This window comes from Burkholderia lata, assembly GCF_902499025.1.
GTDB lineage: Bacteria > Pseudomonadota > Gammaproteobacteria > Burkholderiales > Burkholderiaceae > Burkholderia > Burkholderia lata_C.
This window is the reverse complement of the sequence record NZ_CABVPW010000038.1, coordinates 1-12,161: the sequence shown is the minus strand read 5'-3', so window position 1 is coordinate 12,161 and position 12,161 is coordinate 1. Positions and strand designations below refer to the sequence as shown.

Below are 12,161 nucleotides of genomic sequence, written 5' to 3'. Positions count from 1 at the left end.
GCGCGCGTCAGAACGTGCCCGGATACGAGCCGCCGTCGAGCAGCCAGTTCTGCCCGGTGATGTAGCCGGCATGCACGCTGCACAGGAACGCGCACGCCGCGCCGAATTCCGCACGTGTGCCGAGACGGCCGGCCGGGATGTCCTTCGTGCGCCGCGCGCGCATCTCGTCGACGCTCACGCCCTGCGCCTTCGCCGACGCGGCAAGCGTGGTGGCGATCCGGTCGGTGTCGAACAGGCCCGGCAGCAGGTTGTTGATCGTCACGCCCTGCCCTGCGACCTTGCGCGACAGCCCCGCGACGAAGCCGGTCAGCCCCGAGCGAGCGCCGTTCGACAGCGCGAGCACGTCGATCGGCGCCTTCACGGCCGAGCTCGTGATGTTGACGATCCGGCCGAAGCCGCGCGCGGTCATCCCGTCGAGGGTCGCGCGGATCAGTTCGATCGGTGTCAGCATGTTCGATTCGAGCGCGCGAATCCAGTCGTCGTGCGAGAAGTCACGGAAATCGCCGGGCGGCGGGCCGCCGGCATTCGTCACGAGAATGTCCGGCTGCGGGCACGCGGCGAGCGCGGCTGCACGCCCGTCCGGCGTCGTGATGTCGCAGGCCACCGACGTAACCGACACGTTCGCGCCGGCGCGGATCTCCTCCGCGGTTTCCTCCAGCGTGTCGCGCGTGCGCGCGACGATCACGAGGTTCACGCCCTCGGCGGCCAGCGCTTCCGCGCAGCCGCGACCGAGCCCCTTGCTTGCCGCGCACACGAGCGCGGTTTTTCCTGCGATACCGAGATCCATCGTCGATTCCTTGGTGGCGACGCACGCCGGTGCGGCCCCGTCGCGCCGGCGCATGGACCACGGGCGGGCCAGGCAGGCGAACGGGCGGGCGCGGGCGCGCGGATTGTCGTGAGACGTCGATATTATCCGGATCATGCGGCGCGCCTTGGTAAAATTGCGGACATAAGCGCGCGGCCGGCTTGCGCCCGCCACCGCCCCCGATCCTCTTTTGCCGCCAAGGCGCCCCCGTCATGAAACAGGACAGCCGTTTCCCGAATCTCTTCATCACCGATCACCCGCTGATCCAGCACAAGCTCACGCACATGCGCGACAAGGACACGTCCACGCGCACGTTCCGCGAGCTGCTGCGCGAAATCACGCTGCTGATGGGCTACGAGATCACCCGCAACCTGCCGATCACGACCAAGCGGGTCGAAACCCCGCTCGTCGAGGTCGACGCGCCGGTGATCGCGGGCAAGAAACTGGCGATCGTGCCGGTGTTGCGCGCGGGCATCGGGATGTCGGACGGCCTGCTCGACCTGGTGCCGTCCGCGCGCGTCGGTCACATCGGCGTGTACCGCGCCGACGACCACCGCCCGGTCGAATACCTGGTGCGCCTGCCGGACCTGGAAGACCGCATCTTCATCCTGTGCGACCCGATGGTCGCGACCGGCTACTCGGCCGTGCACGCGGTCGACGTGCTGAAGCGCCGCAACGTGCCGGCCGCGAACATCATGTTCGTCGCGCTGGTCGCCGCGCCCGAGGGCGTGCAGGTGTTCCAGGACGCGCATCCGGACGTGAAGCTGTTCGTCGCGTCGCTCGATTCGCACCTGAACGAGCACGCGTACATCGTGCCGGGCCTCGGCGACGCGGGCGACCGCCTGTTCGGCACCAAGAACTGAGTCCCTGCACGGCTGCGCGGCGCGCGGCCCGGCTCGCGGCGGCCTGCCCGGCCGTTCGGCCATGCGCGGCGGCCCCGATCCGGCGGTCGCCGCGTGATAAAATCTCGTTCCACTCGACACGCGCGGCCCCGCGGCTTCATGCCCGCCGAAACGGCCGCCGATTCAACGACACATTGAAACAATCGCCCGCGCAGCGCGCCCGGGCACGGAGAAAGGTATGGCTGGTCATTCGAAATGGGCCAACATCAAGCACAAGAAGGCAGCGGCCGACGCGAAGCGCGGCAAGATCTGGACTCGCCTGATCAAGGAAATCCAGGTCGCGGCGCGCCTCGGCGGCGGTGACGTCAACTCGAACCCGCGCCTGCGTCTCGCGGTCGACAAGGCGGCCGACGCGAACATGCCGAAGGACAACGTCAAGCGCGCGATCGATCGCGGCGTCGGCGGCGCGGATGGCGCGAACTACGAGGAAATCCGCTACGAAGGCTACGGCATCAGCGGCGCGGCGATCATCGTCGACACGCTGACCGACAACCGCACCCGCACGGTCGCGGAAGTCCGCCACGCGTTCTCGAAGTTCGGCGGCAACATGGGCACCGACGGCTCGGTCGCGTTCATGTTCGATCACGTCGGCCAGTTCCTGTTCGCACCGGGCACGTCGGAAGACGCGCTGATGGAAGCCGCGCTCGAAGCCGGCGCGAACGACGTCAACACGAACGAAGACGGTTCGATCGAAGTGCTGTGCGACTGGCAGGCATTCTCGGCGGTGAAGGACGCGCTCGAAGCCGGCGGCTTCAAGGCCGAACTCGCCGAAGTGACGATGAAGCCGCAGAACGAAGTCGAATTCACCGGCGACGACGCAGCGAAGATGCAGAAGCTCCTGGACGCGCTCGAGAACCTCGACGACGTGCAGGACGTGTATACGAACGCCGTCATCGTCGAGGAATGAGGTGCCGGCCGCCGTGCTCCTGTCGCGGCGGCGGCCCGACCGAATCCGCGGCCGGCGCGCCTGAGCGTGCCGGCCGCCCTGTTTTCTAGTCTGCGGGGAATCCCATGAAACTACTCGTCGTCGGTTCCGGCGGCCGCGAACATGCGCTGGCGTGGAAGCTCGCGCAGTCGCCGCGCGTCCAGATGGTCTACGTCGCGCCCGGCAATGGCGGGACGGCGCAGGACGAGCGTCTGAAGAACGTCGACATCACGGCGCTCGACGAACTCGCCGATTTCGCGGAACGCGAAGGCGTCGCGTTCACGCTCGTCGGGCCGGAAGCGCCGCTCGCGGCCGGCATCGTCAACCTGTTCCGCGCACGCGGCCTGAAGGTCTTCGGCCCGACCCGCGAAGCCGCGCAGCTCGAGAGCTCGAAGGATTTCGCGAAGGCGTTCATGAAGCGCCACGGCATCCCGACCGCCGAGTACGAAACGTTCTCCGACGTGGTCGCCGCACACGCGTACATCGACGCGAAGGGTGCGCCGATCGTCGTGAAGGCCGACGGCCTCGCGGCCGGCAAGGGTGTCGTCGTCGCGATGACGCTGGAAGAAGCGCACGAAGCCGTCGACATGATGCTGTCGGGCAACAAGCTTGGAGACGCCGGCGCGCGCGTCGTGATCGAGGAATTCCTCGATGGCGAGGAAGCAAGCTTCATCGTGATGGTCGACGGCAAGCACGCGCTGGCGCTGGCTTCCAGCCAGGATCACAAGCGCCTGCTCGATGAGGATCGCGGCCCGAACACCGGCGGCATGGGTGCGTATTCGCCCGCGCCGATCGTCACGCCGCAGATGCACGCACGCGTGATGCGCGAGATCATCATGCCGACCGTGCGCGGGATGGAGAAGGACGGCATCCGCTTCACGGGCTTCCTGTATGCGGGCCTGATGATCGACAAGGAAGGCAATCCGCGCACGCTCGAGTTCAACTGCCGGATGGGCGACCCGGAAACGCAGCCGATCATGGCGCGCCTGAAGAGCGATTTCTCGAAGGTCGTCGAGCAGGCGATCGCGGGCACGCTCGATACGGTCGAGCTCGACTGGGATCGCCGCACCGCGCTTGGCGTCGTGCTGGCCGCGCACGGTTATCCGGACGCGCCGCGCAAGGGCGACCGCATCAACGGGATTCCGGCCGAGACCGAACAGGCCGTCACGTTCCATGCGGGCACGACGCTCGACGGCGACAAGCTGACGACGTCCGGCGGCCGCGTGCTGTGCGTGGTCGGCCTCGCCGATTCGGTGCGCGAAGCGCAGCAGCATGCATACGACACGATCAACCAGATCAATTTCGAAGGCATGCAGTACCGCCGCGACATCGGCTTCCGCGCGCTCAACCGCAAGAGCGCTTGACGTCGCAATTGCCGCCCCGCCCTCGCGCGGCGGCCCCTCTGCCGGGGTTCGATAGAATGCCCGGCAGAGGCCTTTTTTACGGCTCCCGCTTCAGGCGGGGGCACCCAGTCCAGACATGACCGATTCGACCTACGACGTAGCGCGCGTGCGCACGTACCTCCAGGGCCTGCAGACACGCATCGCCGACGCGCTCGGCGCGCTCGACGGCACGCCGCTCGCGACCGATGCGTGGCAGCGCGGGCCGGCCGAACGCCTGCGCGGCGGCGGCTGCACGCGGATTCTCGAAGGCGGCCGCGTGTTCGAACGCGCGGGGATCGGCTTTTCCGACGTCGCGGGCGATGCGCTGCCGCCGTCGGCGAGCGCGGCGCGCCCGCAGCTCGCGGGCCGCGGCTTCGAGGCGCTCGGCGTGTCGCTGGTGCTGCACCCGCGCAATCCGTACTGCCCGACCGTGCACATGAACGTGCGGATGCTGATCGCGACGAAGCCGGGCGAGGAGCCCGTGTTCTGGTTCGGCGGCGGCATGGATCTGACACCGGTTTACGGTTTCGAGGACGACGCCCGCCATTTCCACCAGACCTGCAAGGATGCGCTCGACCCGTTCGGCGTCGAGCTCTACCCGCGCTTCAAGAAATGGTGCGACGAGTATTTCTTCCTGAAGCACCGCAACGAGATGCGCGGCATCGGCGGGATCTTCTTCGACGATTTCTCGGAGCCCGGTTTCGAACGCTCGTTTGACATGATGCAAAGCGTCGGCGACGCGTTCCTGCAGGCCTACCTGCCGATCGTCGAGCGGCGCGCCGAGCTGCCGTACGGCGAGCGCGAGCGCGACTTCCAGGCGTACCGCCGCGGCCGCTACGTCGAATTCAACCTCGTGTTCGACCGCGGCACGCTGTTCGGCCTGCAAAGCGGCGGCCGGACCGAGTCGATCCTGATGTCGATGCCGCCGGTCGCGAACTGGCGCTATAACTGGCAACCCGAGCCGGGAACGCCTGAAGCGCGCCTGTACAGCGACTTCATCGTGCCGCGCGACTGGGTCTGACCCCTGCATCAAGCAAAGGACGCGTTTCTGGACACCTCCGCCCGCCCCGCCCCGCTGCCGCGTCGTATCGGCTTGCTGGGCGGCACTTTCGACCCGATCCACGACGGCCATCTCGCGCTCGCGCGCCGGTTCGCCGAGCTGCTCGGCCTGACCGAACTCGTGCTGCTGCCCGCCGGGCAGCCGTACCAGAAGCGCGACGTGTCGGCCGCCGAGCATCGGCTCGCGATGACACGCGCGGCCGCCGGCTCGCTGTCCGTGCCGGGTGTGACCGTGACCGTCGCCACCGACGAGATCGAGCACACCGGCCCGACCTACACGGTCGAGACGCTCGCGCGCTGGCGCGAGCGGATCGGCCCGGACGCGTCGCTGTCGCTACTGATCGGCGCCGATCAGCTGGTGCGCCTCGACACGTGGCGCGACTGGCGCAAGCTGTTCGACTACGCGCACATCTGCGTGTCGACGCGTCCGGGGTTCGACCTCGGCGCGGCGCCGCCGGAGGTCGCGCAGGAAATCGCCGCGCGGCAGGCCGGCGCCGACGTGCTGAAGGCCACGCCGGCAGGCCACCTGCTGATCGATACGACCCTTTCGTTCGACATTGCCGCGACCGACATCCGCGCCCACCTGCGCGAATGCATCGCGCGCCATGCGCAAATGCCCGACGCATCGGCCGAGCATGTGCCGGCCGCCGTATGGGCCTATATTCTTCAACATCGCCTCTACCATTCCTGAATCCATGGATATTCGCAAACTGCAGCGCGTGATCGTCGACGCCCTCGAAGACGTCAAGGCGCAAGACATCAAGGTGTTCAACACCAGCCACCTGACCGAACTGTTCGACCGCGTGGTCGTCGCTTCGGGCACCTCCAACCGCCAGACCAAGGCCCTCGCGTCGAGCGTGCGTGACAAGGTCAAGGAAGCCGGCGGCGACATCGTCAGCTCCGAGGGCGAAGACACCGGCGAATGGGTGCTCGTCGACTGCGGCGACGCGGTCGTGCACATCCTGCAACCGGCCCTGCGCCAGTACTACAACCTCGAGGAAATCTGGGGTGACAAGCCCGTGCGGATGAAGCTCGGCGGCGGCAAGGGGAACGGCTTCGCCACGGCCAGCGAAGGCGACGACGAAGAAGAGGAAGCCGCGCCCGCACGCCCGGCGCGCAAGACGGCCGCTCGCCGCCGTTGAGCCTCGGGTCGTTACGCATCTTCCGATGAAGCTTTTCATCCTTGCGGTCGGTCACAAGATGCCCGGCTGGATCGCGTCCGGCTTCGACGAATACACGAAGCGGATGCCGCCCGAGCTGCGCATCGAGTTGCGCGAGATCAAGCCCGAACTGCGTTCGGGCGGCCGCAGCGCCGAAAGCGTGATGGCGGCCGAGCGGCAGAAGATCGAGGCCGCGTTGCCGAAGGGCGCGCGCCTCGTCGCGCTCGACGAGCGCGGCCGCGACTGGACCACGATGCAGCTCGCGCAGGCGCTGCCCGGCTGGCAGCAGGACGGCCGCGACGTCGCGTTCGTGATCGGCGGTGCCGACGGGCTCGATCCGGAACTGAAAGCACGCGCCGACACGCTGCTGCGCATCTCGAGCATGACGCTGCCGCACGGGATGGTGCGCGTGCTGCTCGCCGAACAGCTTTACCGGGCGTGGAGCATCACGCAGAATCACCCCTACCACCGCGCATGACGTGTCGTCCTCGAGACGCGCGCCACGCGCGCACACCGAGATAACGACACCATGCCGTCCAGCACGTCCCCCGCGCTTTTCCCGACCCTTTACCTCGCTTCGCAAAGCCCGCGCCGCCAGGAGCTGCTGCAGCAGATCGGCGTAAGCTTCGAGCTGCTGCTGCCGCGCCCCGACGAGGACGCCGAAGCGCTCGAGGCCGAGCTGCCCGGCGAAGCCGCCGATGCGTACGTGCGGCGCGTGACCATCGCGAAGGCAGAAGCTGCGCGTGCGCGCCTCGTCGCGAGCGGCAAGCCGGCCTCGCCGGTGCTGGTCGCCGATACGACCGTCACGATCGACGGTGCGATCCTCGGCAAGCCGGTCGACGCCGACGACGCGCTCGCGATGCTGACGCGCCTCGCGGGCCGCGAGCACGCGGTGCTGACCGCCGTCGCCGTGATCGATGCCGACGGCGAACTGCTGCCGCCCGCGGTGTCGCGTTCGTCGGTGCGCTTTGCCGCCGCATCACGCGACGCGTATGCCCGCTACGTCGAATCGGGCGAGCCGTTCGGCAAGGCCGGCGCGTACGCGATCCAGGGGCGCGCGGCCGAGTTCATCGAGCGGATCGACGGTTCCCATTCAGGTATCATGGGTCTGCCCCTTTTTGAGACTGCCGCGCTGCTCCGCACCGCGCGCGTCGCCTTCTGAACCGCACCATGAACGAAGAAATCCTGATCAACCTCACGCCGCAGGAAACGCGGGTCGCACTCGTCCAGCAAGGCGCGGTGCAGGAGCTTCACGTCGAGCGCACGCTGTCGCGCGGGCGGGTCGGCAACATCTATCTCGGCAAGGTCGTGCGCGTGCTGCCCGGCATGCAGTCGGCGTTCATCGACATCGGCCTCGAACGTGCGGCATTCCTGCACGTCGCCGACATCTGGCATCCGCGCCTCGCGGGCGAGCCGCAGTCGGGCACGCCTCACCAGCCGATCGAGAAGATCGTGTTCGAGGGCCAGACGCTGATGGTCCAGGTGATCAAGGATCCGATCGGCACGAAGGGCGCGCGGCTGTCGACGCAGGTCAGCATTGCCGGCCGCACGCTCGTCTACCTGCCGCAGGAGCCGCATATCGGCATCTCGCAGAAGATCGAGAGCGAGGCCGAACGCGAGGCCGTGCGTGCGCGCCTGACCGCCGTGATCCCGCCGGACGAGAAAGGCGGCTACATCGTGCGCACGATCGCCGAGGATGCCACCTCCGACGAACTCGCGGGCGACGTCACGTACCTGCGCAAGACCTGGGCGACGATCGTCGCGCAAGCGCAGCGGCTGCCGGCGACGAGCCTGTTGTACCAGGATCTCGATCTCGCGCAGCGCGTGCTGCGCGATTTCGCGAACGACGACACGACGCGCATCCAGGTCGATTCGCGCGAGACGTACCAGCGCCTCTCGGAATTCGCGGGCGAGTTCACGCCGGCCGTGAGCCCGAAGCTGCACCACTACACCGGCGAGCGGCCGCTGTTCGACCTGTACAACATCGAGACGGAGATCCAGCGTGCGCTGTCGCGCCGCGTCGACCTGAAGTCGGGCGGCTACCTGATGATCGACCAGACCGAGGCGATGACGACGATCGACGTGAACACCGGCGGCTACGTCGGCGCACGCAACTTCGACGACACGATCTTCAAGACCAACCTCGAGGCCGCGCACACGATCGCGCGGCAGCTGCGGCTGCGCAACCTCGGCGGGATCATCATCATCGACTTCATCGACATGGAGAACGCCGAGCATCGCGACGCGGTGCTGTCCGAGCTGAAGAAGGCACTTTCGCGCGACCGCACGCGCGTGACGGTCAACGGCTTCTCGCAGCTTGGGCTCGTCGAGATGACGCGCAAGCGCACGCGCGAATCGCTTGCTCACGTGCTGTGCGAGCCGTGCCCGACCTGCCAGGGCAAGGGCCAGGTGAAGACGTCGCGCACCGTGTGCTACGACATCCTGCGCGAGATCCTGCGCGAGTCGCGGCAGTTCAACCCGCGCGAATTCCGCGTGATCGCCGCGCAGCAGGTAATCGATCTGTTCCTCGACGAGGAATCGCAGCATCTCGCGATGCTGATCGACTTCATCGGCAAGCCGGTGTCGCTGCAGGTCGAGTCGAACCTTAGCCAGGAGCAGTACGATATCGTGCTGATGTAACAGCCGTTCGAGTGCGGTTGCGCGAATCCTGCCCGGCGCGGTACGGTTTTCGCGCGGCCTGCCTGCATGCGTTGGCGAACGGCTATTCCTCGCGGGTTACTTCCCGTGCGAAGCGCTCGATCGCTTCGGTATCCCACCGGCCGAGACGCATTGCTTCCTCCAGCATGCCAAGCGTAAGCGGCACGCGTTCCGGATCACGATATTTCGACGAAAGCAGCCCCAGGAACGTTCGGACCATATCCAGCGTTTCCGGACCGATGTATCGCTGATACGGGAAACGCTCGACGTCGATCCCGAAGGTCTCGCCCCACTTGTCGATAAATTCGATCGCATCGATTCCCGTGATGCGGAGGTCTTCTTCCATCCGGCTTGAACGTGACAACTTCAACGGACCGCCAAAGAGCGGGCGCCCCAATTCCTCCCGCGCGAAAGTTTCGAGCCGATCCCATGCCGTGTCCGTCATATCAGAGCACCCTGTCTTCCGGTTTTGCAATGCTGTTGTAGACCTGCACCGTATTCCACATGACAACCGCCGCATCCGTGGCAAGCATGATGGTGCCGACAACCGGTACTGCACGCCCGACGAACGCACCGAGGTTACGAGTCATCGCGATTCGCACACCCCCTGCACCAGCGTTCGTGATGGTCGGCAACCGAATTCCGACGTTGAACGGCAGCGCTTTGCGAGCGGCAATCGACACAACGGATGTGCCGGCCACTGCGCCACGCAGCTTGCCGGGAATCGGCACATCGTTCTGTCCCAACAGGACGGCAGCCACAGCGCCAAGGTCGTGAAAGCCAAACCGTTTGCAAACCTGATTCACGGCAACCCAGAAAAACAGATCCCCAGGCGTGAGATCGACACGCCCCTCGTACGAATAGCGATTCGTCCGACATTCGGCCCTCGTTGTTGCTCGAATAGCCGCAGACCTTAGCAAAGACGAACACGCGCGCCATCCCTGTATCATTCGGTCATGCGTGCAATGGGCCCCTTGACGAGGCCACACGGCGAAAGGTGCATCGGGCAATTGTTTAAGAACAGTTTCCAGACGAGCCCCGCGATAACGACACATCGCGATGGCTCGATGCTCTACCCTTTCGCCGCCAGCCTCGGCCGTGCGGCACGTCGACATGGTGCCCGCGCCAGCCGGCGCGCTACCCTTTCTCACCTCTCATTCATTCACCACACACCATGAGCCAAGGCCACAACCGCCGCCAGCGCAAGAAACTCCACATCGGCGAATTCCAGGAACTCGCGTTCAACGCCACCGCGCATTACCGCAACGAAATGACCGACCTCGAGCGCGGCGAACTGATCGACGCGTTCATCGATTTCGTCGAAGCGAACGGGCTGCTGACCGTCGCGTCGGCAGACGAAGGCATCGGCGCTTACGTGATTTCCGGCGCGCCGCGCGGCACGACGACCGACGCCGATCGCGAACTCGTGCGCGGCTGGCTGGCCGCACGGCCGGAACTGTCCGACGTCAAAGTCAGCGAATTCACCGACGCGTGGTACCCGGAAGCCTGAGTTTCCGGCTTCACTGCCCTCGCTCAGCGCCCGCGCCTGCCCGCCATCACGGCGCGGCAGGCCGGCGCCACCCTGCTCCCTCCGCACCTCTTCCGCATCCCCTTCCGCCGTCACGCGACACCCGCGCCACCGGCACCGACTCACACGATTTTCGCCGCGTCGACAGTGATTACCCCGATTTCGGCAATGAATCGGACGCTTACTTCAATTTAACGTTGATTAAAGGACGTCTCCCGCCGACGCACCTACTCTGATCGCCAGGAATCCGATGTTTTCCGGCGCGATCGGCAAGCAAGACGAAAGAATGCAAACCGCTCACCCGACAGCTGTTCCGGATTCCGGTACGGGCGAAAACGCGACACGGCGACAAGTCAATCAGGGAGACAACCAACCATGCGCCAGCCGCTTCCCCCTCGCAGCGACGAATTGACGCATGCGAAGGCCGCCTGACCCACTCTTCAATGAATACGAGGACGACATGGATACGCCGACCACCTATCAGGAAGGACTCCGAATGATCATGATCGCGGCTGGCGTCGCAGCGCTGGTATCGCTGTCCGCGTGCGGCGGCTCCGGCTCGCTGAGCCAGGGCACCGGCGGCACCGGATCGGGTTCGGGCGACACGACGGCCACGACCGGCGGCACGGGCAGCGGCTCCGGCGGCACGCAGGCCAATTCGGTCGGCCAGACGACCGCCGCGTCGAGCAACGTGGTGACGGCCGCGGGCGGCACCGTGTCGGGCGTCGGCGCGACGATCGCCAGCCAGTCGCTGCCCGGCACGAACGCCGCGACCACGCAGGGGCTCGGCACCGTCGTACAGGATGCCGGCGCGGCCGTCACGACACTCGGCACCGGGCTCGGGTCGGGGCTCGGCCAGCTCGGCGCATCGTCGAACCCGGTCGGCACGACGGTCGCGAGCACCGGTGGCGTGGTCACGAACCTCGGCGACGCGGTCGCGGCAACCGGCGGCGTCGTGTCGAGTCTCGGCGGCAGCGGTTCCGCGCTGGCGCCGCTCGCGCCCGTCACGTCGCCTGTCGGCGGCGCAATCACGACGCTCGGCAACACGATCGCTGGCGGCGGCGCGACGCTCGGCACGCAGTTGTCGACCGGCCCCGTCGCGCAGGTCACGGGCGCCGCCAGTTCGGCAATCACGCCGATCACGACGCAGGTCGGGTCGGTCACGCAGACCGTCGCGTCGAGCACGCCGCTCGGCGCACCGCTGACGAATCTCGTGACGACGGTCGGCAACGGCGTCGCAAACGCCGGCACGACGATCGCTAAAACCGGCGGGAATCCGGTGACGACCGGCGTCGGCAACGTCGTGACCGCGACCGGCAACACGGTGGCCACTGCCGGCACGACACTGCTGGGCGGCGGTGGCGCCGCGACGAGTCCGCTCGCGCCGGTCACGGGGCTCTTGTCGACGGGCGCACTCGCCGGCGCAACGGGCGGCAGCAACCCGGCAGGTGCGCTCACGTCGGCGGTCGGCACCGTGACGGGAGCGGTGTCGGGCGCGGCCGGCGGCTCGCCCGTCGCAGGGCTGACGGGCGGCAGCGGCACCGGTACGCTCTCGAAGACGGGCGGCGGCGTGCTCGCACCGGTGACGACAACACTCGGCTCGCTGGTCAAGTAAGCAGCCGGCCGGCACGGCGCCCGTATCGTCGATGACGATCGGGCGCCTTGGCCTTGGCCTTGGCCTTGGCCTTGGCCTTGGCCTTGGCCTTGGCCTTGGCCTTGGCCTTGGCCTTGGCCTTGGCCTT

At 67.2% G+C, this 12,161-nt stretch carries 14 protein-coding genes; 11 read left to right on the top strand and 3 right to left on the bottom strand.

Features of this window, described 5'->3' with window-relative positions; genetic code table 11:
- Window positions 1-7 precede the first annotated feature (7 nt).
- The gene (locus tag BDI24065_RS31030; protein WP_175034436.1) at window positions 8-787 is read right to left on the bottom strand and encodes an SDR family oxidoreductase; all 780 of its coding nucleotides are present in this window, start codon (window positions 785-787) and stop codon (window positions 8-10) included.
- Window positions 788-1,017: 230 nt separating this feature from the next.
- Between BDI24065_RS31030 and upp the strand changes: the two genes are divergently transcribed.
- The 9 genes from upp to rng all read left to right on the top strand — a co-directional run bounded on the left by upp (window position 1,018) and on the right by rng (window position 8,873).
- Window positions 1,018-1,668: a uracil phosphoribosyltransferase gene (upp, locus tag BDI24065_RS31025; protein WP_011352740.1), complete on the top strand. Its 651-nt coding sequence runs from the start codon at window positions 1,018-1,020 to the stop codon at window positions 1,666-1,668.
- Between the two features lie 217 nt (window positions 1,669-1,885).
- A complete protein-coding gene (locus BDI24065_RS31020) occupies window positions 1,886-2,614 on the top strand; it encodes a YebC/PmpR family DNA-binding transcriptional regulator (protein WP_174942685.1) in 729 nt (242 codons plus the stop codon).
- A 104-nt stretch (window positions 2,615-2,718) separates the two neighbouring features.
- The gene (gene purD / locus BDI24065_RS31015) at window positions 2,719-3,996 is read left to right on the top strand and encodes a phosphoribosylamine--glycine ligase (RefSeq protein ID WP_175034435.1); all 1,278 of its coding nucleotides are present in this window, start codon (window positions 2,719-2,721) and stop codon (window positions 3,994-3,996) included.
- A 115-nt stretch (window positions 3,997-4,111) separates the two neighbouring features.
- Entirely contained in the window at window positions 4,112-5,035 is a 924-nt protein-coding gene (hemF, locus tag BDI24065_RS31010; RefSeq protein WP_175034434.1) for an oxygen-dependent coproporphyrinogen oxidase, read from the top strand.
- A gap of 3 nt (window positions 5,036-5,038) precedes the next feature.
- Window positions 5,039-5,764: a nicotinate-nucleotide adenylyltransferase gene (locus BDI24065_RS31005; protein ID WP_175034484.1), complete on the top strand. Its 726-nt coding sequence runs from the start codon at window positions 5,039-5,041 to the stop codon at window positions 5,762-5,764.
- 4 nt (window positions 5,765-5,768) lie between these two features.
- The gene (rsfS, locus tag BDI24065_RS31000; protein WP_175034433.1) at window positions 5,769-6,215 is read left to right on the top strand and encodes a ribosome silencing factor; all 447 of its coding nucleotides are present in this window, start codon (window positions 5,769-5,771) and stop codon (window positions 6,213-6,215) included.
- A gap of 25 nt (window positions 6,216-6,240) precedes the next feature.
- Window positions 6,241-6,711: a 23S rRNA (pseudouridine(1915)-N(3))-methyltransferase RlmH gene (rlmH, locus tag BDI24065_RS30995; protein ID WP_011352746.1), complete on the top strand. Its 471-nt coding sequence runs from the start codon at window positions 6,241-6,243 to the stop codon at window positions 6,709-6,711.
- A gap of 51 nt (window positions 6,712-6,762) precedes the next feature.
- Window positions 6,763-7,395 carry a Maf family protein gene (locus BDI24065_RS30990; RefSeq protein ID WP_175034432.1) on the top strand — a complete coding sequence of 211 codons (633 nt, stop codon included), beginning with the start codon at window positions 6,763-6,765 and terminating at the stop codon, window positions 7,393-7,395.
- Between the two features lie 8 nt (window positions 7,396-7,403).
- A complete protein-coding gene (gene rng / locus BDI24065_RS30985; protein ID WP_069248507.1) occupies window positions 7,404-8,873 on the top strand; it encodes a ribonuclease G in 1,470 nt (489 codons plus the stop codon).
- 82 nt (window positions 8,874-8,955) lie between these two features.
- Here rng and BDI24065_RS30980 read toward each other — a convergent pair whose 3' ends face one another.
- Together BDI24065_RS30980 and BDI24065_RS30975 are read right to left on the bottom strand one after the other, a co-directional pair.
- Window positions 8,956-9,336: a DUF1493 family protein gene (locus BDI24065_RS30980; RefSeq protein WP_175034431.1), complete on the bottom strand. Its 381-nt coding sequence runs from the start codon at window positions 9,334-9,336 to the stop codon at window positions 8,956-8,958.
- Window position 9,337: 1 nt separating this feature from the next.
- Complete coding sequence (locus BDI24065_RS30975; protein ID WP_175034483.1) at window positions 9,338-9,793, bottom strand: STM2901 family protein; 456 nt, start codon at window positions 9,791-9,793, stop codon at window positions 9,338-9,340.
- 272 nt (window positions 9,794-10,065) lie between these two features.
- On the opposite strand from BDI24065_RS30975, the gene BDI24065_RS30970 reads away from it, so the two are divergent.
- Together BDI24065_RS30970 and BDI24065_RS30965 are read left to right on the top strand one after the other, a co-directional pair.
- The gene (locus BDI24065_RS30970) at window positions 10,066-10,401 is read left to right on the top strand and encodes a YggL family protein (protein WP_039370464.1); all 336 of its coding nucleotides are present in this window, start codon (window positions 10,066-10,068) and stop codon (window positions 10,399-10,401) included.
- A gap of 478 nt (window positions 10,402-10,879) precedes the next feature.
- Entirely contained in the window at window positions 10,880-12,034 is a 1,155-nt protein-coding gene (locus BDI24065_RS30965; protein WP_175034430.1) for a collagen-like triple helix repeat-containing protein, read from the top strand.
- Window positions 12,035-12,161 lie beyond the last annotated feature (127 nt).

Coding starts and splice junctions, on each gene's coding strand:
- BDI24065_RS31020 (WP_174942685.1), top strand. CDS start 1,886: ATGGCTGGTCATTCGAAATGGGCCAACATCAAGCACAAGAAGGCAGCG.
- upp (WP_011352740.1), top strand. CDS start 1,018: ATGAAACAGGACAGCCGTTTCCCGAATCTCTTCATCACCGATCACCCG.
- rsfS (WP_175034433.1), top strand. CDS start 5,769: ATGGATATTCGCAAACTGCAGCGCGTGATCGTCGACGCCCTCGAAGAC.
- BDI24065_RS30990 (WP_175034432.1), top strand. CDS start 6,763: ATGCCGTCCAGCACGTCCCCCGCGCTTTTCCCGACCCTTTACCTCGCT.
- BDI24065_RS30970 (WP_039370464.1), top strand. CDS start 10,066: ATGAGCCAAGGCCACAACCGCCGCCAGCGCAAGAAACTCCACATCGGC.
- BDI24065_RS31030 (WP_175034436.1), bottom strand. CDS start 787: ATGGATCTCGGTATCGCAGGAAAAACCGCGCTCGTGTGCGCGGCAAGC.
- BDI24065_RS30980 (WP_175034431.1), bottom strand. CDS start 9,336: ATGACGGACACGGCATGGGATCGGCTCGAAACTTTCGCGCGGGAGGAA.
- BDI24065_RS30965 (WP_175034430.1), top strand. CDS start 10,880: ATGGATACGCCGACCACCTATCAGGAAGGACTCCGAATGATCATGATC.
- hemF (WP_175034434.1), top strand. CDS start 4,112: ATGACCGATTCGACCTACGACGTAGCGCGCGTGCGCACGTACCTCCAG.
- rng (WP_069248507.1), top strand. CDS start 7,404: ATGAACGAAGAAATCCTGATCAACCTCACGCCGCAGGAAACGCGGGTC.
- purD (WP_175034435.1), top strand. CDS start 2,719: ATGAAACTACTCGTCGTCGGTTCCGGCGGCCGCGAACATGCGCTGGCG.
- rlmH (WP_011352746.1), top strand. CDS start 6,241: ATGAAGCTTTTCATCCTTGCGGTCGGTCACAAGATGCCCGGCTGGATC.